The sequence below is a fragment of the Streptomyces sp. NPDC048664 genome, assembly GCF_040650555.1.
Classification (GTDB): domain Bacteria; phylum Actinomycetota; class Actinomycetes; order Streptomycetales; family Streptomycetaceae; genus Streptomyces.
The window spans coordinates 86,433-106,137 of the sequence record NZ_JBEZHK010000004.1 but is presented as its reverse complement, the minus strand read 5'-3'; the positions used below and the strand labels follow the sequence as shown (position 1 = coordinate 106,137).

At 70.9% G+C, this 19,705-nt stretch carries 18 protein-coding genes and 2 pseudogenes; 6 read left to right on the top strand and 14 right to left on the bottom strand.

Annotated features, from left to right (window positions below; genetic code table 11):
- Positions 1 to 213: 213 nt before the first annotated feature.
- From ligA to AB0C59_RS05880, 8 genes are all read right to left on the bottom strand, one after another.
- Positions 214 to 2,274 (bottom strand): NAD-dependent DNA ligase LigA, encoded by a 2,061-nt coding sequence (gene ligA / locus AB0C59_RS05915; RefSeq protein WP_363001327.1) that lies wholly within the window; start codon positions 2,272 to 2,274, stop codon positions 214 to 216.
- A gap of 193 nt (positions 2,275 to 2,467) precedes the next feature.
- Positions 2,468 to 3,613 carry an SAV_2336 N-terminal domain-related protein gene (locus tag AB0C59_RS05910; protein WP_363001325.1) on the bottom strand — a complete coding sequence of 382 codons (1,146 nt, stop codon included), beginning with the start codon at positions 3,611 to 3,613 and terminating at the stop codon, positions 2,468 to 2,470.
- 169 nt (positions 3,614 to 3,782) lie between these two features.
- On the bottom strand, positions 3,783 to 4,442 hold the full coding sequence (locus AB0C59_RS05905) for a hypothetical protein (protein ID WP_363001323.1): 660 nt from the start codon (positions 4,440 to 4,442) through the stop codon (positions 3,783 to 3,785).
- 76 nt (positions 4,443 to 4,518) lie between these two features.
- Complete coding sequence (locus AB0C59_RS05900) at positions 4,519 to 5,424, bottom strand: N-6 DNA methylase (protein WP_355272750.1); 906 nt, start codon at positions 5,422 to 5,424, stop codon at positions 4,519 to 4,521.
- Positions 5,421 to 5,984 (bottom strand): hypothetical protein, encoded by a 564-nt coding sequence (locus tag AB0C59_RS05895; protein WP_355272753.1) that lies wholly within the window; start codon positions 5,982 to 5,984, stop codon positions 5,421 to 5,423. The genes AB0C59_RS05900 and AB0C59_RS05895 overlap by 4 nt, the downstream gene beginning before the upstream one ends.
- A 369-nt stretch (positions 5,985 to 6,353) precedes the next feature.
- Entirely contained in the window at positions 6,354 to 6,935 is a 582-nt protein-coding gene (locus tag AB0C59_RS05890; RefSeq protein ID WP_355272756.1) for a hypothetical protein, read from the bottom strand.
- A 501-nt stretch (positions 6,936 to 7,436) separates the two neighbouring features.
- Complete coding sequence (locus tag AB0C59_RS05885) at positions 7,437 to 8,678, bottom strand: MFS transporter (protein WP_355272759.1); 1,242 nt, start codon at positions 8,676 to 8,678, stop codon at positions 7,437 to 7,439.
- Complete coding sequence (locus tag AB0C59_RS05880) at positions 8,675 to 10,078, bottom strand: NAD(P)-binding domain-containing protein (protein ID WP_355272762.1); 1,404 nt, start codon at positions 10,076 to 10,078, stop codon at positions 8,675 to 8,677. The genes AB0C59_RS05885 and AB0C59_RS05880 overlap by 4 nt, the downstream gene beginning before the upstream one ends.
- Positions 10,079 to 10,188: 110 nt before the next feature.
- Between AB0C59_RS05880 and AB0C59_RS05875 the strand changes: the two genes are divergently transcribed.
- Positions 10,189 to 11,250 carry an NAD(P)/FAD-dependent oxidoreductase gene (locus AB0C59_RS05875; RefSeq protein ID WP_355272765.1) on the top strand — a complete coding sequence of 354 codons (1,062 nt, stop codon included), beginning with the start codon at positions 10,189 to 10,191 and terminating at the stop codon, positions 11,248 to 11,250.
- Positions 11,251 to 11,292: 42 nt separating this feature from the next.
- Positions 11,293 to 11,667 carry a metalloregulator ArsR/SmtB family transcription factor gene (locus tag AB0C59_RS05870; protein ID WP_355272768.1) on the top strand — a complete coding sequence of 125 codons (375 nt, stop codon included), beginning with the start codon at positions 11,293 to 11,295 and terminating at the stop codon, positions 11,665 to 11,667.
- A 137-nt stretch (positions 11,668 to 11,804) separates the two neighbouring features.
- Here AB0C59_RS05870 and AB0C59_RS05865 read toward each other — a convergent pair.
- Positions 11,805 to 12,206: pseudogene (locus AB0C59_RS05865) on the bottom strand (alkylmercury lyase family protein); the annotation flags it as partial.
- A 638-nt stretch (positions 12,207 to 12,844) separates the two neighbouring features.
- On the opposite strand from AB0C59_RS05865, the gene AB0C59_RS05860 reads away from it, so the two are divergent.
- The gene (locus AB0C59_RS05860) at positions 12,845 to 13,243 is read left to right on the top strand and encodes a heavy metal-responsive transcriptional regulator (protein ID WP_355272771.1); all 399 of its coding nucleotides are present in this window, start codon (positions 12,845 to 12,847) and stop codon (positions 13,241 to 13,243) included.
- An 18-nt stretch (positions 13,244 to 13,261) separates the two neighbouring features.
- Here AB0C59_RS05860 and AB0C59_RS05855 read toward each other — a convergent pair.
- Positions 13,262 to 13,504: pseudogene (locus tag AB0C59_RS05855) on the bottom strand (STAS domain-containing protein); the annotation flags it as partial.
- A gap of 165 nt (positions 13,505 to 13,669) precedes the next feature.
- On the bottom strand, positions 13,670 to 14,080 hold the full coding sequence (locus AB0C59_RS05850; protein ID WP_355272774.1) for a MerR family transcriptional regulator: 411 nt from the start codon (positions 14,078 to 14,080) through the stop codon (positions 13,670 to 13,672).
- A 419-nt stretch (positions 14,081 to 14,499) separates the two neighbouring features.
- On the opposite strand from AB0C59_RS05850, the gene AB0C59_RS05845 reads away from it, so the two are divergent.
- On the top strand, positions 14,500 to 15,990 hold the full coding sequence (locus tag AB0C59_RS05845) for a SulP family inorganic anion transporter (RefSeq protein ID WP_355272777.1): 1,491 nt from the start codon (positions 14,500 to 14,502) through the stop codon (positions 15,988 to 15,990).
- Positions 15,991 to 16,064: 74 nt separating this feature from the next.
- Here the strand turns inward: AB0C59_RS05845 and AB0C59_RS05840 are convergent, their stop codons facing one another.
- From AB0C59_RS05840 to AB0C59_RS05830, 3 genes are read right to left on the bottom strand one after another with little or no spacing between them, the layout of a single operon-like run.
- Positions 16,065 to 17,129 (bottom strand): ArsO family NAD(P)H-dependent flavin-containing monooxygenase, encoded by a 1,065-nt coding sequence (locus AB0C59_RS05840; RefSeq protein ID WP_355272780.1) that lies wholly within the window; start codon positions 17,127 to 17,129, stop codon positions 16,065 to 16,067.
- Entirely contained in the window at positions 17,126 to 18,223 is a 1,098-nt protein-coding gene (arsB, locus tag AB0C59_RS05835) for an ACR3 family arsenite efflux transporter (RefSeq protein ID WP_355272783.1), read from the bottom strand. The genes AB0C59_RS05840 and arsB overlap by 4 nt, the downstream gene beginning before the upstream one ends.
- Positions 18,220 to 18,528, bottom strand: a complete 309-nt coding sequence (locus AB0C59_RS05830) for a metalloregulator ArsR/SmtB family transcription factor (protein WP_355272786.1) — start codon at positions 18,526 to 18,528, stop codon at positions 18,220 to 18,222. Before AB0C59_RS05830 ends, arsB begins: the two co-directional genes overlap by 4 nt.
- A gap of 75 nt (positions 18,529 to 18,603) precedes the next feature.
- Here AB0C59_RS05830 and AB0C59_RS05825 point away from each other — a divergent pair, with 75 nt between their 5' ends.
- Both AB0C59_RS05825 and AB0C59_RS05820 read left to right on the top strand, forming a co-directional pair.
- Positions 18,604 to 19,239 carry an arsenate reductase ArsC gene (locus tag AB0C59_RS05825; protein WP_355272788.1) on the top strand — a complete coding sequence of 212 codons (636 nt, stop codon included), beginning with the start codon at positions 18,604 to 18,606 and terminating at the stop codon, positions 19,237 to 19,239.
- Between the two features lie 44 nt (positions 19,240 to 19,283).
- Positions 19,284 to 19,703, top strand: coding sequence for an arsenate reductase ArsC (locus AB0C59_RS05820; RefSeq protein WP_355272791.1), 420 nt, complete (start codon positions 19,284 to 19,286; stop codon positions 19,701 to 19,703).
- Positions 19,704 to 19,705: the final 2 nt, after the last annotated feature.

The following is a 19,705-nucleotide window of genomic DNA, read 5'->3' as shown; positions in this document are numbered from 1 at the left end:
TTGGGGAGAAGGTCGCGGGTGCCGAGCACCAGGCGATGAAATGACAGTACACATTGAATCTGAAATAGGCAACATCGCACGGAGTGGGAGCCTCGCCCGGCCGGTACCCGGTCAGCGGGCACGTGTCCTGGCTCGGCCGTTCGGTGCGCTGGGCCGCGCAGGCGGCGAGGCGGGGCCGCCCTTACTATGCGACGCCCGCCCCGGTCCCTTGCGTCAGGCCAGGAAGTCGGCAACCAGCTCGGCGAAGGCCTCGGGGGTGAGGACCGTGACGCCGAGTTCGGCCGCCTTGACTGCCTTCGAACTCGGCTTGCCTCCAGTTGACGGGGCAGCGACGAGGATGGATGTCTTCGTGCTTACGCTGCTGCCCGGACGGCCGCCGGCCTTCTCGATCAGGGTGTTCATCTCGGACCGTCCGAAAGCCTCCAGCGGTCCGCTCATCTTGCCGGTGACCACCACGACCTTGCCCGCCAGCGGACCTGCACCCTCCGCCGCCGACGCCTCCTGGGGCTCGGTCATGTTGACGCCCGCGGCGATCAGCTTGTCGATGACGGGTGCCAGGGCGGCGACCTGCTCGACGATGACCGGGGCCTTCTCAGGGCCGATGCCCTCGACGCCCTGCAGAGCGGTCGCGTCGGCCTGCCGGATGGCCTCCATGGTTCCGAAGTGCCGGGCGATGCGGCGGGACATGCTGCGCCCGGTGCCGAGCACGCCCAGTGCGCAGAAGACCCGGCTGAGCGGAAGGGCCTTGGCGGCCTCGATCTGCTCGGCGAGTTTGGCGGCCCGCTTGGCGCTCTTGGCCGCCTTGGTGAGCTGCTCGACGGTCAGGGTGAACAGATCGGCGACGTCGCTGACGTCGCCGGACGCGACCAGGGCCGCCACGTAGGTCTTCCCGAGGCCGTCGATGTCGAGCATCTCGCGCTGCGCGGCGTACTCGATGAGTGCCGGGAGCGCGCACGCGGTGCCCTTCGCGCACCGCCACCGCTCCTGCGCTTTGTTGATCTCACCGCCACAGTTCGGGCAAACCTCCGGCAGCGGCACCTCCAAGGCCCCCTCCGGACGCAGCTGGACCACGGCCCCCTGCACCCGCGGGATGATGTCGCCGGCCTTGTAGACCGTCACGGTGTCACCGATGTGGAGGTCGCGCCGGCGAATGTCGGCGGGGTTGTGCAGCGTGGCCCGGGTGACGGTGGAGCCGTCGATCTCCACCGGAGCGAGAATCGCGGTCGGCGCGAGGGTCCCGGTGCGCCCGGTCTCCCACACGACGTCCTCCAGCACGGTGTGCCGTTCGACCGCCGGAAGCTTGAACGCGATGGCCCAGTGAGGAAAACGGGTGCCGACCCCGACCACGGCCTGCTCCGCCGTATCGTTCATCTTGATCACCACACCGTCGATCCCGACGGGCAGGCCCGCACGCATGGCGGCGATCGCGTCAACCCGCTCCTGGGCGGCGGCCAGGTCGGCGACGACGTGGAGTCCGGCCGGGGAGTCCGCGGTCGTCTGGATACCGGCTGCGGCCACAGCGGCCAGCGTCTCGGCGTGCGTGGCTCCGGCGGGCAGGAACGATACGCCGTCCAGTTCGACTGCGCCGTAGGCCCAGAACGTCATCTGAAGCCGGTACGGACGGTCCTTAGCCCGCAGCGTCCCCGACGTGCCGTTGCGGGGGTTGGCGAAGACCTGCGCGTTGTGAGCGGCACGGACCTCGTTCGCCTTCTCGAACTGCTCCTGCGTGAAGGCGACCTCACCGCGGACCTCGACGGTGGCAGGCACGGCCAGCTGCTCGGGAAGACCGTCGATCTGGCCGATGACGTGGCTGACGTCCTCGCCGTGGCTGCCGTTCCCGCGAGTGATGAGCTGTACCAGACGGCCGTCACGATACCGAGCGGCCACGGCGGCGCCGTCGATCTTCGGCTCCACGGCGTACCCGCCCTGCGGCGCGCGCCCCAGACGGCTCTGGAGCGACGCCCCCCACTTCATCAGGTCGTCGGCGTCGAAGGCGTTGTTCAGGCTCAGGAGAGGCGTGGTGTGTGCGACGTCGCCGCCCGGTACCGCGCCGTCGGCGACCAGCTCGATAGGGGAGTCGGGGGACACTTCACCGGGATTCGCCTGCTCCCAGGCCTGCACGGAGCGCCGGAGCTGGTCGTACGAGGCGTCGTCCAGGACGCTGACGCCCTTTTCATACGCCTGAGAGGCTTCACGCAGACGCTCGATCGCAGCCTCGTACTGGGTGCGGCTGGACACGGCAAACTGCGCCTGAACGGCGGGAAGAGTCGTCATGAGGGTGATCCTCTCTTAGGGGTCTGACAATGGCCGCCGGCCCGGATGCGACGGCGGGCAGGGCAACACGGGCCACCGGAGATGGGCGGCTGACTTCGCTCCGGGGCGGCCGTTTACGCGGGACGCCCCAAGCGCGTTGAAGAGGGAAGGGAGGCAGCAGCGGAAGATAGTGGGGGATCGGGAGACCGCACGCCTAGCCGGTAGGTCGCGAAGCCTCCTCGCTCACCAGAGCGCGCCGCGTTGACGACTCAGCTTCCCTGAGCCGAGCCACCGTGCGGGCGAGCGAGGAACGCGGCACCGTGCGCAGCAGCACGGAGGCAACGCCCTTTCGGAAGGCGTAGCTGCCGGGGGAACCGGGGACTGCGCGGAGCATGCCGCTCAGAATCACCTCGGCCAGGTGGCTCGGGCACGGAGTCGTCTCGACAGAGCTGTGCACGATGTGCATCGCGGGCAACTGGGGGACGCCTGCCGCCAAGTGCCCCGCGAGACGGAATGCCTCGGGGGAAGCAGTGGCGCGGAAGCGGAGGACCAGTTCCTCGGCGGTGAGTGTCGTCGGGGAGGTGGCCCCTTCGGCCGGGAGTGCGGGCGGAACGAACGCGACTGCCGCCGGGACCTCGGCACGGCCATCGATCAGCGCGAGCCAGTTGTCCAGCCAGGGAGAAGCGGGCTCCAGGACAGGAACAGGAATGCTGTCCGCTCCCATGTCCGGCGCGTTGTCGTACGCCGTGAAGCTCAGTTCGGAGTTGGCTGCTGTGGCGGCCGGGGCATGGATGAGACCGGGCATCACGGGCAGTGCAGTGCGCTGCCACATGCGCTCCGGCAGCGGCTGTACCACCGCCACCGGCCGCACACGCGCCCAGGCGCGCAAAGTCCCGTACCAGCGTTCACCAGCCGGGCCGGGGTACCACTGCGGACCGGAGCAGTCGCTGAGCACGAGGGTAACCAGTCGGTCGCCGGCACCCTCTCGCCCGCGCACTGTGCCGTCGGCCATGAGGACGGACACCGTCACGTTCTGAAAGTGGCCGCTCTGCGCCAGGGACTGGCGCAGTTTGCGCAGCAGCGGCCGCCACATCGGCATCGTGGGACCGGCATCGAAGACAAGCCGCAGTCGGTACCCCGAAGCGCTGTTCAGGGCTGCGTCTGTGTCCGTCCCTATGGTCACGTCGTCTCCTTGGGGCCTGTGGAGGGGGCGAGGCCCGGACCACGGAGGGAAGTCGGTCCGGGCCTCGCGGCCCCGGCCGCCGAGGGGAGTGCCACGGCCAGGGCGAGCCGCGTGAGCGGCTCCTTCGGATTGGCTTGAACGAGGGCGCTTCCCGCCCTCACGACAACTACTATACATATTGAATCAGTAATAAGCAACAGGCTGTGCGTCGCTCCCCTGACCTGAGTCCGTCACGAGCGCCTGATCGCCGGGGTGGACCGTGGCTCCTGCGCTCTCCCGGACTCGGCCGTCGGAGAATCCCAGAAGCCACGGACGCCGCCTTCCGAACGCCGGCCCCTGCGTCCGCTTACGCCACGCCGTCCTGGGGCGTGCTCTCGGCGCGACGCAGCACGTGGGGGGCGACCAAGTCGGCTCCCACGTCGTCCCAGCGCACGGCCTGGTAGGCGTACGGGGCGGCACCTTCCGCCACACCGAAGGTGCGCCCAGAGCGCTCCGTCCCCCGTGCCCGCATCACCACGTGCGTTCCGTCCGCGTAGTACGTGAGCGCGGGATCGAACATGGTCGCGGGGCGGGTCACGTCCGATGACAGGGGGCGGGCACGGATCACGATGTCGGCGACCTTGTCGTCGTCTACCCCGGGGATGTTCATGCGCCGGTCGGGCTCGACCTTCCAGGACAGGCCGGGGAACAGGCGGTTCACCTGCGCGCAGACCCACTGCCACGCCTCGGCCGAGGCCTCCTCGGTGGGCTCGTTCGCAGAGGAGTGCCAGCCCTCGGCGCAGTCCGCGCCCTGTTCGCCGAGGAGGGTCATCACCTCGGAGCGGGTGATCTCGTCCGGGAGCGGGGAGCCTGCCTGCAGGCGGTGGACGTACCGGTGGAAGAGCTGGAAGGCCAGGGACTCGCCGTCCAGGTGATGGGCGTAGACGATCCTCAGAACCGTGCCGTGCCCCTCGGAGTCGGGAACCAAGGTGGCGATGGCGGGCGAGGGTGTGGTGTTGATGACCATGAGGAGGCTCCGTATCGAGCAGGGGTGAGGGTGAGCGGTGGCCGGCGGCGGGATGCGGCACGGCCGCCGGGTCGGATCAGGAGGGCGGAACGAAGTTCCACGGCCAGAACGGCGGGCGAGTCGTGGTGGGGTACAGCACCGGCCGGGCCTTCTGCTTGGACGTCGCCCGCTCGGCGCGCTCTCGTACGGCCTGCTCCAGGAGCCGAGGATGGTTCAGGGCGTCGCCGCAGGAGACGGTCACCTGCCTGCCGAGTCTCCACAGCTGGGCGTTCACGGCGCAGCAGGCGGCGTTGAGCGGGTCGAGGTCGTTGAGCCACCAGTGGTAGAGGGCGGGGTCGGTGCCGAAGAACCGCATCGTGGCGGCAGCTGACCGGGCCATCGCCCCTGTGCCCGCGGCGGGTTCGAGGAGCAGGTCACCGGGCTTGCGGTCGGCGGAGAACAGCGTGTCGCCCATGAAGTTGGTGACGACGGCCGGGGTGAAGAACTCACCGGTGCTCTGCCGTTCGCTGTAGCTGCGCATGCGGGTGATGAGCAGGCCGAGGACATCGTCGGCCTCGGCGCGGGCGGTGTCGGAGCAGTACTCCAGCAGTCCTGCGCGCAGGAGGATCCGGGCGTATTCGGCCAGGCCGCGGATGGCGTTGTCGGTGGGGTGGGAGAGCCAGTCGTGGAGCGGGCGGGCGGCCTCGGTCAGGTCCGGGTCGTAGGTCCAGAACGAGTTCCAGCCGGCTCGCAACGTGTCGACGAGCTGTTCGTCGTCGAGGGGGAGCAGGAGCGGGCCGTAGTCGGGTCCGTCCGGTCGTGAGGGCGCGCAGAGGGCGAGGGCGGCCAGGGTGCCGACCGCGATGGCGCGGTCGCTGGAGCCTCCGCGGTTGGAGGTCCACCAGGCGTGCGCGGCCTCGGCGATGGCGTGGGCGTGGTCCCGCCCGCTTTCGGGCGCCATGGCGCGGCGCATACCGGCGGGCGGGATGCCGTATAGGGTCACGCCGCGCTCCCAGGCCCCTGCGCGATGAGACGGTCGAGCTCGGTGACGAACGGCGGCAGGAGGGTCCGCTTGCCGCTTCCCGGGCGCCGCGAGCCGAAGGGCCGCAACATCCCGGGATGGCCGCTGGGCAGGAAGTCGCTGTCGATGATCCAGGTCGGGTCTCCGGGCATCCGGGACAGGCGGTAAGCGGCCTTGTTGAGCCGCGTGCTGTGCTCGAAGAGGAGAAGCTCGGCGTACCAGCCGGTGACGGCTCCGGCCTGGCGCTCTTCAAGGACCGGCACGACGCCGGTGTGTTCTAGGGCGTTGTCCTCGTCGGTGACGGTGGCGGTGAACGTCTGGGCGGTGTGCAGCGGGGCCAGGACCAGTTCTGCGGCCCGGTGAGCTTCGGGGTAGCCGATCGGGTCGGCGATCAGGCACCGTCCGGCGAGGGAGAGCGGATCGTGAGTAGCGGCGGAGGCGGGGAGCCCCAGCGAGGCGAGCTCCCGCACCAGCGCCCTGTGACCGAGGGTGGCGAGGTACCAGTGCTGCTGAGCATGGGTGTCCGGGTGCATGGTGTCCATGGGGCCCTTCCTGGGGGCGGCGGGATGCTGGCGAATGGTCCGTGCCGAGCGCGTCAGTTCGTGGGTGCGGCGTGGCAGCGAGGCCGGGCGCGGTGAAGGCCGGTGCCGGTGCCGTAGGTGAGGCCCAAGACTTCGGCCATGCACCTGCGAGTTTCGGCGCCCTGCCAATCACGTCCGGGCACGTAGAAGGCGTCCCGGGTGAGGCGGCTGGTGATCTCGGTAGTGGCCTCGTCGCGGTGACTCGAGTGCGGAGACGCGTCAGTGCTGCTCGAAGGTAGGGATGACCAGCTTCATCAGGTGTGTCCTGTGGGCGGCCAAACCGGGGAGCGAACGCAGCAGCCGGGGCCCGCCCTCGCTCCCCGGCGGGACTCAGGCGCGCGCCGCCTCGGTCTCCACTTCTCCCTCCTCCTCGGCCTTGAGGGTTTCGAAGTAGGCGCGGGCGCTGTCGACCAACCCGGGAACGTCACACCCGAAGGACTGGGCCGCGTCCAGGAGCGCCGCGAGCATGGCAGCTTCCCGTTCAGCCCCCGCGGCAGCGACGGCGCACAGGACGTCGAGCTTCACGGGATATGCCTCGCTGCGCAGTCCCTCAGCAGCCTGGTGGAGCTCATGGGCAGTGACCCGCCCGTCCGTCAGGCAGAAGACCTGAGCGACCAGATTTCCGATCACGCGATCGGCGCTTTCCTGGTCGTTCACGACCCGCTCGTCGGGGCGGTGGAAGGCGATCTGGGCCATCGTCTCGGCCGCGAGGACGCCGAGCCGTACCCGCTCGGCGAGCTTGGGGACGGGCAACAGAGCATTGGGGGCCTGCCTGTTGTAGGCCTCCAGCGCCGCACTGGCCCATGCGGCACGGTCCGCGAGGGTGCACTCCCGCGCGGAATCCATGTTGACGCCGGCCTCCAGCGCCGCGGCGTAGCGAGCAGCCTTGCGTTCGGGGATGGAAGTGTCCACGGTTGTTCCTCGGGGTGACGGTCAGAGATGACGGTGAGAGCAGCGCGGGCGCCGCTCGATCACAACCATCACATTGCACATTGGAACACAAATAAGCAACAAGCTAGGCAGGGAGACGGGCGTCTGCCCACTTCGGGTACGGGAGTGCGGGCATGCCGAAGACTGCTCTCGACCGTTCTGCCCGATTACGCCCCACAGGCAGGGCGTAGCGGTGAGTCCCAGGGTGCCGCGAGCGCCGTGCTCCGATCTGCTCCAGCGCGTTGTGCAGCCAGGCCCGTCGGCCAGCACCCGCAGGTCGCTCCGAGGCGCCCAGGGCCACGATGCGCCGCTCGAACCCGTCGGCACCGCGGTCACCGGCGACAAACTTCGCGATCGACCGCGCTGAAGCGCGCGGGTTCGCGGATTCTTGGATGGGGTAACCGCTGAACCCGCGCGTCGTTGCCCGCTTGGAGGCGGGAACGAGGGCGGGTTCGTCTGTGCCTGCAGGGGATTTGGCGGTTGTCAGAGCCCTGGGGATCGACGGCGTACGGCCTTGGTGGCTGTCCACGGCGCGACGAGCGCGGCGGCCACGGAGACGGCGACCAAGAGGAAGAACAGCGGTCCGTAGCCGCCGAGGGGCACGGCGAGGGCGGCGCCAGCGAACGGTGCGAGTGCTGCTGCTGTATGGGCGGGTGCGGCTAGGAGTCCGGAAAGTCTGCCGTAGTGGGTGGTGCCCCAGCGGTCAGTGATGGCGGTGGCCTGGAGCAGGGTGAGGTTGCCGCGGACCATGCCGGCTATGACTGCAACGGCGATGAGAAGGCCGTACGGGCCAGGGGCGGCGGCGAACGCGGCGGTGGTCAGTCCGCCGAGTGCGATGAGGATCGTGGTGCGGGTCGTGGCGGTGGTGCGGCGGGCGAGGGTGGCGTACAGGGTGCGGCCGAGGGTCTGTCCGGCGCCGCCGATGCCGAGGGCCCACGCGGCCTGAGTGGTGGTGTACCCGCGTTCCAGGAGGAGCGGGACGAGGGCCACGACGACGGCATACATCGCGAACGCCGACAGGGTGAAGGCGGCGGCGAGCAGCACGAACGTCCGGCTGCGCCCTACATCGGCGGCGTCGGCGGCCTTGTGGGCAGGGCTTGTTAGGGCGTCGGGCCAGGGTGCGCGCAGGGCCAGGGCGTGGGCTGGGATGGTGACGGCGGCGAGAATCGCGGCCAGGACGAGGTAGGTGTGGCGCCAGGACAGATGGTCGGCGAGGGTCGCGGTCAGGGGTGCGAAGACGGTGGAGGCGAGCCCGCCAGCGAGGGTGACGATGGTCAGGGGGCGTACGTGGTCGGGGGCCCACCACCGGGTGAGGGCAGCGAACGCGGGCTGATAGAAGGTGGCCGCCATCGCGAGTCCGGCGAGCGCCCAACCGGCGAAGAAGACCGGCAGGTTGGGGGCCGCGGCCACGATCAGCAGGCTGATGACGCCGAGCGCAGAGCCTGTGGTCATGACGGCGCGGGGGCCACGCAGGTCGAGCGTGCGCCCGATGCGGATCCCGGCGAGGGCGGAGACGACGAGGCCGAGGGAGAACGCCGCGGTGGTCGCCCCGGCGGGCCAGCCGGTCGCGGCGGTGATCTGTGGGTTGAGGACGGGGAAGGCGTAGTAGACGATGCCCCAACTGGTGATCTGCGTGGCGCACAAGGCGGGAAGAGCGGCGCGGGGCCGCGACCGGTCCCCTGTTCCGGTCGCGATGCCGCCGCCTCGGGCACTGAGGTCAGTCACGAGCCGCAGCAGCCGCCCGCCGGACCTTCCTCGGCAGCCGTCCCGACCGCGGCGGGGGCGCCGAGTTGGACGAGCTGCGGGGTGGGTGCGCAGCAGCCGCCGCTGTCGGCTTCCTGGGCGTCGGGGGCGTCGAAGAGGCCGGCGCCGCCGCAGACTCCGGTCTCGGGCAGGGTGAGTTCCACGCGGTCGGCGGACTCGAGGTCACCGGCGATCGCGGCGGCCACGGAGCGGACCTGCTCGTAGCCGGTCATCGCCAGGAACGTCGGGGCGCGGCCGTAGGACTTCATGCCGACCAGGTACACCCCGAGTTCGGGGTGGGAGAGCTCGCGGTGACCGTGCGGGTAGACGGTGCCGCAGGAGTGCTGGTTGGGGTCGATCAGCGGAGCCAGCTCGACCGGCGCCTGGAGGCGCTCGTCGAGCCCGAGGCGCAGCTCGTCGAGGAAGGACAGGTCGGGGCGGAAGCCGGTCAGCACGATCACCTCGTCGACCGGGTCCAGGCGGCGCCCGTCCTCGCCGACCAGGACCAGGCGCCCGTCGCTGTCGCGCTCGATCGCCTCGGTGCGAAAACCGGTGACCGCGTCCGCGTGGCCCTCGTCGACGGCGGCCTTCGCCGCCAGGCCCAGGGCGCCGCGCGCCGGGAGCTGGTCGGCCTCGCCGCCGCCGAAGGTGGAGCCCGAGATGCCCCGGCGCAGGATCCACACGCCCTTCGTCCCCGCGCCGTCGTCGGACTTGGCGAGGTCGGCAAGGTAGGCGAGGGCGGTGAACGCGGAGGCGCCGGAGCCGATGACGGCGGTGCGCTTTCCCGCGTACCGGGCGCGCACGGCGGGGTCCTTCAGGTCGGGGACGCGGTAGGTGATCCGGTCCGCGGCGGCCTTTTCACCGAGCGCGGGCAGTCCGCTGCCGCCGGCCGGGGACGGCGTGGTCCAGGTGCCGGAGGCGTCGATCACGGTGCGGGCGAAGAGGCGCTCCTCACGGCCGTCGGCGTAAGCGACGTGCACGACGAACGGCTGGGCCTCGCGGTCGGCGTCCACAATCCGGTCCCGGCCTGCCCGGGAGACGCCGGTGACGGTGGCGCCGGTGCGGACCCGCTCACCGAGGACGTCGGCGAGCGGCTGGAGGTAGAGGTCGGCCCAGTCGCCGCCGGAGGGGTAGGTGGCCGGGTCGGGCCGCGTCCAGCCGGTGGGGGCCAGGAGCTTTTCGGCGGCCGGGTCGACGACCTCGCCCCAGGTGGAGAACAGGCGCACGTGCGACCACTCGCGCACCGCGGCGCCGGCGGTGGGCCCGGCTTCCAGGACCAGGGGCTCGATGCCCTGGTCGAGAAGGTGGACGGCGGCGGCCAGGCCGGCGGGTCCGGCCCCGATCACGACGACGGGCAGCTCGGTGGTGGCGGGCGCGTTCACGGCGACTCCTTGCGTGTTTCGACATCTGTCGATGGCTTGCGCGGCCCAGCATGGCACCTGTATTGATGAGCGTCAACATAGACACTCGTCGAAGCCAAGGGGGTTTGCTCATGGAGCGCGTCGACGTCGCCGTCATCGGGGGCGGCCAGTCCGGACTCGCCACCGCCCACGCGCTGCTGCGGTGCGGGCTGCGGCCAGTGGTGCTGGAGGCGTCCGGCGCCGCGGCCGGGTCGTGGCCGCGCTACTACGACAGCCTCACGCTGTTCTCGCCCGCCCGGTACAGCTCCCTGCCGGGGATGCCGTTTCCTGGCGCCGACCGTGACCGCTATCCGCACCGCGACGAAGTCGTCGCTTACCTCGCCGCCTACGCCGGCCGACTGGACGCTGAGATCCGCACGTTCTGCCGCGTCAGCGCGGTCCGTCGCACCGGCGACGGCTTCGCCGTGGAGCTGGAGGGCGGCGGCCTGGTGTCCGCGCGGGCCGTCGTGGCGGCCTCCGGGACGTTCGGGCGCCCGCACCAGCCGGCGCTGCCAGGTCTGGAGGGGTTCACCGGGCAGGTGTTGCACGCCGCCGACTACCGCAGTCCGGCCCCGTTCACCGGCCGCCGGGTGGTCGTGGTCGGGGCCGGGAACTCCGCCGTGCAGATCGCCGCCGAGCTCGCCGAGACCGCCCGCGTCACGCTCGCCACCCGCGCCCCGGTGAAGTTCGCGGCCCAGCGCATCCTGGGCCGCGACCTGCACTTCTGGACGGCCCGCACCGGCCTGGACGCCGCGCCCCTCGGCCGGCTCCTTTCGCGCCCGCCGGCGCAGCCGGTCCTCGACGACGGCCGCTACCGGGCCGCCCTGGCCGCCGGACGGCCCGACCGGCGGCCGATGTTCACCGGCACTGACGGAGCCAAGCTCCTCTGGCCGGACGGACAGCGGGAGGAGGTCGACGCGATCGTACTTGCCACCGGCTACCGCCCCGACCTGCCCTACCTCACCCGCCTGGACGGTGCCCTGGACACCGACGGGAACCCACGGCACCGCGAGGGCCTAGCCACAAGCATGCCGGGGCTGGCGTTCGTCGGGCTGGAGTGGCAGCGCAGCCTGTCGTCGAACTCGCTGCGCGGGGTGGGCCGGGACGGGGAGCGCATCGCCCGGTGCCTGGCCGCCCTTCTCGCGCGCCGGTGACGGACCTCCCCGCACTGGTTCGACGTGTGTCAACATAGACGCATGCCGAATGCGAAGGTGCTGCCGCTGCTCGAGCCCGCCGATGGCCAGGGTGTGGAGCCGTGCTGCCCGCCGCTGACCGAGCGCCCGATGACCGCCCAGGAGGCCGAGACGGCCGCGCGGATGTTCAAGGCGCTCGGGGACCCGGTCCGGCTGCGACTGTTCTCCGCCGTGGCCTCGCACGAAGGCGGGGAGGCATGCGTCTGCGACATCTCCGACGTCGGCGTCTCCCAGCCCACGGTGTCCCACCACCTGAAGAAGCTGAAGGAGGCCGGGCTGCTCACCTCCGAGCGGCGCGGCACCTGGGTGTACTACCGGGTCGAGCCGTCCGTGCTCGCGGCGATGGGCAAGCTGCTCGCGCTGCCGGCCGTCGCCTAACGCACAGCGGGAAAGGGACCGGGGGACCGTCTCGGCGCTTGCCACGGCGCCTCTGGGGTCAACCGATCCCCGCGCTGGCCGGCGACCCGGTGTCCTCGGGTGCGCGGCGGCGGCCGGGACGCGACGCCGGCTGCCGGTCAGCCCCGGTCCAGGAGCGGGCCGAAGGTCTGCTCAGCGATGCGCAGCGCTTCAGCCTGGCTGGTGATCCGGCCGTGAACTTCGGGATGCTGCCGAACCCATGCTTCGGCCGTGGTGGAGTCGGCGAAGAAGTTCAGCGCGTCGCAGCACACGGTGGCCGCTGGGCCCGCCTGGTCCCGCTGTCCGACGAAGACGATGGCTTCGGCGGGCTCCCAGCGTGCGAAACCGCCGTTGAAGGTGACCGTGATCGGACGGCCGTCGACCGGGTCACAGGAGGCGACCGCGATGTCCTGGTGCAGCATCGCGGCGACGCCGAGGGCGTCGATCGCGCACATCGCCCACGCCTCCACCCCGTCCGGCAGGCGCAGACGGTGAGGGGTCGGCACCGCGGAGAACGGATACGCCGCGCGGATTCGCCCGTCGGCGTCGAGGGTGAGGAAGTCTTCGCGGTCCAGCTCGGCCAGCACGTCCGCGGCTGTACGGCTTGCCTGTGCTGCTGCGGCGGCGAGGTCGGCCGGTTCGGGCGCGTGGCCGGTGGCGGCGAAGTGCCGCAGTACCGCCTGATGGACCGCGCGCAGACCGCGCTCGCCCGGGGCCCGTCGGCCACGGCCCGCGCGGCCGATCGGATCCAGCACCTCCCGGTCGTCTCCGCAGCACTCTTCGGCAGGCGCTGACGCGGACACCCCGGTGCCGGTGAACGCCTGCCGCAGGGCCTCGATGCTCGGCGCCCCGCCGGGCCGGCCTTCCTCGTCCCGGTACAGGCGGCAGGACACGCTCGCCGGAGCGCCGGCCATGGCGAAGGGGTTGACGCCGTCCACCAAGACGGTGGGCGAGCCGGTCATGCCCCACCGGGCGGCCTGCGCCTCCTCGCGCACCTCGATCAGCTCCACCTGGGCTTCCCGCCCGTCCAGTGCTGCGGTGATCCGTTCGCGAACCACGGGGGCGTTGGGGCAGTCGGGCACGGTCAGCACGGTGATCCTCATGAGGCCAACCCTGCACCTTCCAGTGCACTGGAAGGTCAAGTCCGTAGACTGAAGACATGCGCATCGGGGAGCTCGCCGCCGAGACGGGATTGACCACCAAGACGATCCGCTTCTACGAGCAGGCCGGCCTGCTGCCCGCGCCCCCGCGCACCTCCGGTGGCTACCGCGACTACCCGCATCACACCGTCGCCCGGCTCGCCTTCGTCCGCGACGCCCAGGCCGCCGGGCTCGCCCTCGCCGAGATCCGCTCCGTCCTCGCCCTGCGCGACAGCGGCCAGGCACCGTGCACCCAGGTCGGCACGCTCATCGAGGAGCACCTGGCGGAGATCGACCGGCGCATGGCCGAGCTCCGCCAGGCCCGCACCGTGTTGCGGGAGCTGGCCCGCCGGGCCGCCGTGACCGACCCGGACACCTGCGCGGCCGGCGACATCTGCACGATCCTCACCCAGGCCTGACGCCCGCGTGCGCCGGACAGCACGCCGAGCCCCGTGGATTGGGAGCACCGCGGGCTTTGGCCGCAGCGTGGCCGCCCGGAGCAGCGCGTAGGCGCACGCCAGGTCGAAGCGGGTGACCTCGCTCATGTCCACGAACCACTCGGTGGCCTCCCGCAGCGGCGGGGTAGCGAGGCGTTCCTCCAGCTCCCGTAGGGTTTCGGCCCCGATCTGTCCGGCCAGGACCAGCTCGGCCGGGCGGTAGTCGGAGAAGGAGACCGCCATGACCGGCCCGGTCGGCGGCGTGGACGGAGGGGCGGCTGCCACGGTGACCTCCTTCAGTGCCCGGATGTTCCCTTGTTCCTTCATGGTCGCCCCAGCCCTGTGCCGGGGACGGGGTCGTCGCGAGTCGCAGCCTCAGCACCTGATGTGCTGCCGGACCCAGGAGGGTCAGGGGCGGGCCGGCTCGTACTCGGGCAGCCGTGCCCGCAGTGTGGCGGCGAAGTCCTCGGCGCGGGCGAGCTGGACGCGCAGCTTCTCCACCTGCTCCGCCGCACTCTGCTCGTACTCGCGCACGCGCTGAAGGAGCGCCTCGCGCTCATCCGGACCAAGTTCGTCGTCGCCATCAAGGCGGTCGGTGGCGTCCAGCAGGTCGCGCATCTGATCCAGAGTGAAACCGAGCGGCTTCATCCGCCGGATGACCATGAGACGGGCGACGTCGTTGTCGGTGTAGAGCCGGAACCCGCCCTGGGAACGGGCGGAGGGGACGACGAGACCGGTCTCCTCGTAGTGCCGGATGGTGCGCAGGGACAGCTCGGTGCGCGCGGCGACCTCGCCGATCTGCATGTGCGTGCCGTCCATGTCCCTGCTCCTGGCCTTTCCCTCACGGCGGTGCCTCCTGAGCGGCCCGCCGATGTCTACTCTAACGTTAGGGTAGAGTCGATGAAGGTGAGGGCGGCGCGGCTGCCCCCGCTACTGCCGTTCCGGGGCCGATGCCGCCCCCGGCGAAGATCCGATTCTTGCAGGAGAGAAGCGTGCGCGAGCCCATGACGCCCGGCGCCGCCGCCTGCCCGCCGTGACGCTTCGCCCCTGGACGTGAGCCGGTGGCGCCCTCGCGCCCGCCCACTCCGTCCCTTCTGGTCCTCCGGCTCCGAGTACGACGGGGCCGTTCCGCGGGGTGCCGACCCGGCTTCTCCGCGTCCTCCCGCACACATCCCGGCCTGCCATGGGGGTGTGCCCGAGCACGACAGGTTCCTGAACTCTTGTCTTCCGCTACCGCTGTGTCCCCGGCCGCGCGCCTGCGCGGCCTGAAGCCCGACTGGCTGAACAACCCGAAGGTCTGGCGCACCGAGGTCCTCGCGGGCCTGGTCGTCGCCCTGGCGCTGATCCCCGAGGCGATCTCCTTCTCGATCATCGCCGGGGTCGACCCCGCAGTCGGTCTGTTCGCCTCCTTCACCATGGCCGTGGTCATCTCCATCGTCGGCGGCCGCCGCGCGATGATCTCCGCGGCGACCGGTGCCATCGCTCTGGTCATCGCCCCGCTCAACCGTGAGCACGGCCTGGGCTACCTGATCGCCGCCGTCATCCTCGCCGGCGTCTTCCAGGTCGTCCTGGGCACGCTCGGGGTGGCGAAGCTGATGCGGTTCATCCCCCGCTCGGTGATGGTCGGCTTCGTCAACGCGCTCGCCATCCTGATCTTCATGGCCCAGGTGCCGGAGATGCACAACGTGCCGTGGGCGGTGTATCCGCTGATCATCGGCGGGCTGGCGCTGATGGTGTTCTTCCCGAAGGTCACCACCGTGATCCCGGCACCACTGGTCTCCATCGTGATCCTCACCGTGATCACCGTCGGCGCGGCCATCGCGGTGCCGACCGTCGGGGACAAAGGCGCGCTGCCGTCCTCGCTGCCGGTGCCCGGCCTGCCCGACGTGCCATTCACGATGGACACGCTGACGACGATCGCCCCCTACGCGTTCGCCATGGCGCTCGTCGGACTCATGGAGTCGCTGATGACCGCGAAGCTGGTCGACGACATCACCGACAGCCACTCCAACAAGACCCGCGAGTCCATCGGGCAGGGCGTCGCCAACATCGTCACCGGCTTCTTCGGCGGCATGGGCGGCTGCGCCATGATCGGCCAGACCATGATCAACGTGAAGGTCTCCGGCGCCCGCACCCGCGTCTCGACCTTCCTCGCGGGCGCCTTCCTGATGGTGCTGTGCATCGCCTTCGGCCCCATCGTCTCCGACATCCCCATGGCCGCCCTCGTCGCGGTCATGATCATGGTGTCCTTCGCGACCTTCGACTGGCACTCCATCGCCCCCAAGACGCTTCGGCGGATGCCCGCAGGCGAGATTGCCGTCATGGTGATCACCATCGCCTGCGTCGTGGCCACCCACAACCTCGCCGTCGGCGTCGTCGTCGGCTCCATCACCGCGATGGTGATCTTCGCCAAGCGCGTCGCGCACCTCGCCGAGGTCACGGCCGTGGTCGACCCGGACGGCAGCACGGTGGTCTACCGGGTCACCGGCGAGCTGTTCTTCGCCTCCTCCAACGACCTCGTCGGCCAGTTCGACTACGCCGACGACCCGAAGAAGGTCGTGATCGACCTCTCCGCAGCGCACGTCTGGGACGCCTCCTCCGTCGCCGCTCTGGACGCGATCGAGACGAAGTACGCCCAGCGCGGCAAGAGCGTCGAGATCACCGGCCTGAACGACCCCAGCGCCCAGTTGCACGGCAAGCTCAGCGGCGAACTCGCGGCCAGCCACTGACGCAACCGAGAACCGTGTCGGGCCGGTGTCCCCCCTGGGGTGGACACCGACCCGACGGTCGCCTCGAGCAGCGGCTAGCTGCGCAGAAGGTGTGCGATCTCCCCGGCAGCGTCCCGGGCCGGGCGACCCACACCGATCAAGGTGGCCGACGCCGGGCCGGTCCAGTCGCCGTAGCCGAGCAGGTGAAGTCGCGGCTCGCCGAGGGCGCGGGTGCCGTCGGTGGGGATGTGGCCGCGCGGGCCGCGCAGGTTCAGCGGTGCCAGGTGGGACAGGGCCGGGCGGAAGCCGGTGCACCAGATGACCGCGTCCGCGCCGGCGTGGCTCTCGTCGGCCCACAAGGCGCCGTCGGCGGTGAGCCGGGCGAACATCGGCTTCGCGTGCAGGAGCCCGGCGTCACGGGCGGCACGGACGGGCGGCACGGCGACGATGTCGCCGAGCGAGGCCACCCCGCCGGTGTCGCTGCGGCCTGCGTCGAGGGCGCGGCGGCGGGCGGTGGCGACGTCGAACAGGGCGCGGCCGTCGATGTCGTCCGGCAGAAACCGCGGCGGGCGCTGCGTCACCCAGGTCACCTCGACGTTGCCGTCCAGGGCGAGGTCGGCGGCGATCTGGGCGCCGGAGTTGCCGCCGCCGACCACGAGGACGCGCTGTCCGGCGAAGTCGGGCGGGCAGCGGTAGTCCACGGTGTGCAGCTGGCGGCCGGTGAACACCTCGCGGCCGGGGACGGCGGGCAGGAAGGGCCGCGTCCAGGTGCCAGTCGCGCTGATGACCGCCTTCGACCACCAGGTGCCGGTGTCCGCTTCGACCAGGAGCCGGTCTGCGTGGCGGCGTACGGCGTCCACGCGGGTGCCGTGCTGGATGGGCAGGTCGTAGCGTTTTTCGTAGTCGGTGAGGTAGTCCACCACGTGCCGGGCGCCCGGGTACGTCTTACCGCGCTGGACGGGCATGAGGCGGCCGGGCAGCGAGGAGTGATCGGCCGGGGAGAACAGGTGCAGGGAGTCCCACATGTGCTGCCATGCCCCGCCCGGCGCCGGGTCGGTGTCCAGGATCACGAAGTCGAGGCCGCGCCGGCGCAGGTGGTAGCCGGCGGCGAGTCCTGCTTGGCCGCCGCCGACCACCACCACGTCCGTGTGCTGTGTCACGGGGCCGTCGTCACCGCGCCGGCGGCAAACTTCTTGCGCCAGGCGAGTGCGACGTAGACCAGGCCGATCAGGACCGGGACTTCGATGAGCGGTCCGACGACGCCGGACAGGGCCTGGCCGGAGGTGACGCCGAAGGTGGCGATGGCGACCGCGATGGCGAGTTCGAAGTTGTTGCCCGCCGCGGTGAAGGCGAGAGTCGTGGTGCGGTCGTAGGCCAGGCCGAGGCCCTTGCCGAGGAGGAAGGTGCCGAAGAACATGACCGCGAAGTAGACCAGCAGCGGCAGCGCGATCCGGGCAACGTCCAGCGGCTGCGAGGTGATCGTCTTCCCCTGGAGGGCGAAGAGGATGACGATCGTGAACAGCAGCCCGTACAGGGCCCACGGGCCGATCTTCGGCAGGAACTTCGCCTCGTAGTCGGTACGGCCCATCTTCTGCTCGCCGATGCGGCGGGTCAGGAAGCCGGCCAGAAGCGGGACGCCGAGGAAGATGACCACGTTCAGGGCGATCTCCCACATGGAGATGTCCAGGTGCTCGCCGTTACCGAGGCCCAGCCAGCCGGGCAGCAGGTCGAGGTAGAACCAGCCGAGCAGGCCGAACGCGATGACCTGGAAGACGGAGTTCAGTGCGACGAGGACGGCGGCGGCCTCGCGGTCGCCGCAGGCGAGGTCGTTCCAGATGATGACCATGGCGATGCATCGGGCCAGGCCGACGATGATCAGGCCGGTGCGGTACTCGGGCAGGTCGGGCAGGAAGATCCACGCCAGCGCGAACATCACCGCAGGGCCGACGATCCAGTTGATGACCAGTGAGGAGATCATCAGCTTGCGGTCGCCGGTGACGGCGTCGAGCTTGTCGTAGCGGACCTTGGCCAGGACCGGGTACATCATGATCAGCAGGCCGAGCGCGATCGGCAGGGAGATCCCGCCGATCTCCACCTTCGCCAGCGCGTCGTTCAGTCCGGGGATCACCCGGCCGAGGCCGAGGCCGACGGCCATGGCGATGAGGATCCACACGGCGAGGTAGCGGTCGAGCGTGGAGAGCTTGGCGACGACGGATGCTTCCTGGGTCGTCGCGGGCGCTTCGGTGCGGGTCACGGGCAGGCCCTCTTGTTGTCAGCGGCGGTACGGGCCTGTTCGGCCAGGTCGGCGAACTGCCCGGCGAGCGATGCGATGACGTCGGGGCGCACCTTGTAGTAGGTGAAGCGTCCGCACGGCTCGGTCTCGACGACCCCGGCCTCGCGCAGCACTCTCAGGTGGTTGGAGAGGTTGGTCTGCTTGGCACCGGTCTCCTCCACCAGGTGGGTGGTGCACAGCGTCTCGCGGGCGAGCAGGGTCACGATCTGGAGCCTGAGCGGGTCGGCCAGCACCCGAATCAGGTCAGTGTCGACTGACGTCATCATGGGCTGATACTGTCACATCACCCGGCACTGATACCAGCCGGGGCTGACCCGTAGGCCCGTCGAAGGGGTCTTTCCATGCCCGCCGCTCCCACCCCCGCCCTGCCCGACGAGCGCCTGGCCGCCGGCGCCGCACGGCTCGCCACCCGGCACGCCGGCCGCTTCTCGGCCGAGACCGTCACGGGCCTGCTCACCGACTCCTACCGGCGCCTGGCCGAGGCCGCCTCCATCACCACGCACCTGGTCGTGCTGGCCGAGCGCTTCACCGCCGAACGCCTCGACGCCCTCGCCCACGTCCAGGGCGCGCCGGGCTCGGGGTTGGCGCGGGTGCTGTTCGTGTGCAGCCACAACGCCGGCCGCTCCCAGCTCGCCGCCGCCCTCTTGCAGCACCGGGCGGGCGGCCGGGTGACTGTCTCCTCTGCGGGCACCCACCCCGGACCCGGGATCGAGCCGCACATCGCGCAGGTCCTCACCGAGGCCGGCGCCGATGCGGCCGACGCGTTCCCCAAGCCGCTGACCGACGAGGTCGTACAGGCGGCGGACATCGTCATCACCATGGGTTGCGGTGACGCCTGCCCTGTCGTGCCCGGCCGCCGCTACCTGGACTGGCCCGTAGCCGATCCTGACGGCGCCCCGATCGCAGTCGTCCGCGCCATCCGCGATGACATCGACACCCGTATCACCGACCTGCTCGCCAGCCTGCCGAGCATCTGAAACCCCTCGCACCACCTGCCACTCACCTTGTGAAGGAAGAACGCATGTCCTCCGCCCCGCTCGCCTCCGTGCTGTTCGTCTGCGTCCACAACGCCGGCCGATCGCAGATGGCCGCCGGATTCCTCCAGCACCTCGCGGGCGACCGCATCGAGGTCCGCTCCGCCGGCTCCATCCCCGGCGACCAGGTCAACCCCGCGGCCGTCGAGGCCATGGCCGAGGTCGGCATCGACATCTCCGCGGCCCAGCCGAAGATCCTCACCACCGAGGCCGTCCAGGCGTCCGACTACGTCATCACCATGGGCTGCGGCGACGCCTGCCCGATCTTCCCTGGCAAGAAGTACCTCGACTGGGCCCTGGAAGACCCGGCCGGCAAGGGTGTCGACGCCGTCCGCCCGATCCGCGACGAGATCAAGACCCGCATCGAGGCCCTCATCGCCGAGATCGACGCCAAGCAGGAGGCGTGAGC

Bases quoted from the DNA above. Each gene is read 5' to 3' on its own strand.
- ligA (WP_363001327.1), bottom strand. From the start codon at position 2,274: ATGACGACTCTTCCCGCCGTTCAGGCGCAGTTTGCCGTGTCCAGCCGC.
- AB0C59_RS05910 (WP_363001325.1), bottom strand. From the start codon at position 3,613: ATGTATAGTAGTTGTCGTGAGGGCGGGAAGCGCCCTCGTTCAAGCCAA.
- AB0C59_RS05905 (WP_363001323.1), bottom strand. From the start codon at position 4,442: ATGGTCATCAACACCACACCCTCGCCCGCCATCGCCACCTTGGTTCCC.
- AB0C59_RS05895 (WP_355272753.1), bottom strand. From the start codon at position 5,984: ATGGACACCATGCACCCGGACACCCATGCTCAGCAGCACTGGTACCTC.
- AB0C59_RS05875 (WP_355272765.1), top strand. From the start codon at position 10,189: ATGGAGCGCGTCGACGTCGCCGTCATCGGGGGCGGCCAGTCCGGACTC.
- AB0C59_RS05870 (WP_355272768.1), top strand. From the start codon at position 11,293: ATGCCGAATGCGAAGGTGCTGCCGCTGCTCGAGCCCGCCGATGGCCAG.
- AB0C59_RS05860 (WP_355272771.1), top strand. From the start codon at position 12,845: ATGCGCATCGGGGAGCTCGCCGCCGAGACGGGATTGACCACCAAGACG.
- AB0C59_RS05850 (WP_355272774.1), bottom strand. From the start codon at position 14,080: ATGGACGGCACGCACATGCAGATCGGCGAGGTCGCCGCGCGCACCGAG.
- AB0C59_RS05830 (WP_355272786.1), bottom strand. From the start codon at position 18,528: ATGATGACGTCAGTCGACACTGACCTGATTCGGGTGCTGGCCGACCCG.
- AB0C59_RS05825 (WP_355272788.1), top strand. From the start codon at position 18,604: ATGCCCGCCGCTCCCACCCCCGCCCTGCCCGACGAGCGCCTGGCCGCC.
- AB0C59_RS05820 (WP_355272791.1), top strand. From the start codon at position 19,284: ATGTCCTCCGCCCCGCTCGCCTCCGTGCTGTTCGTCTGCGTCCACAAC.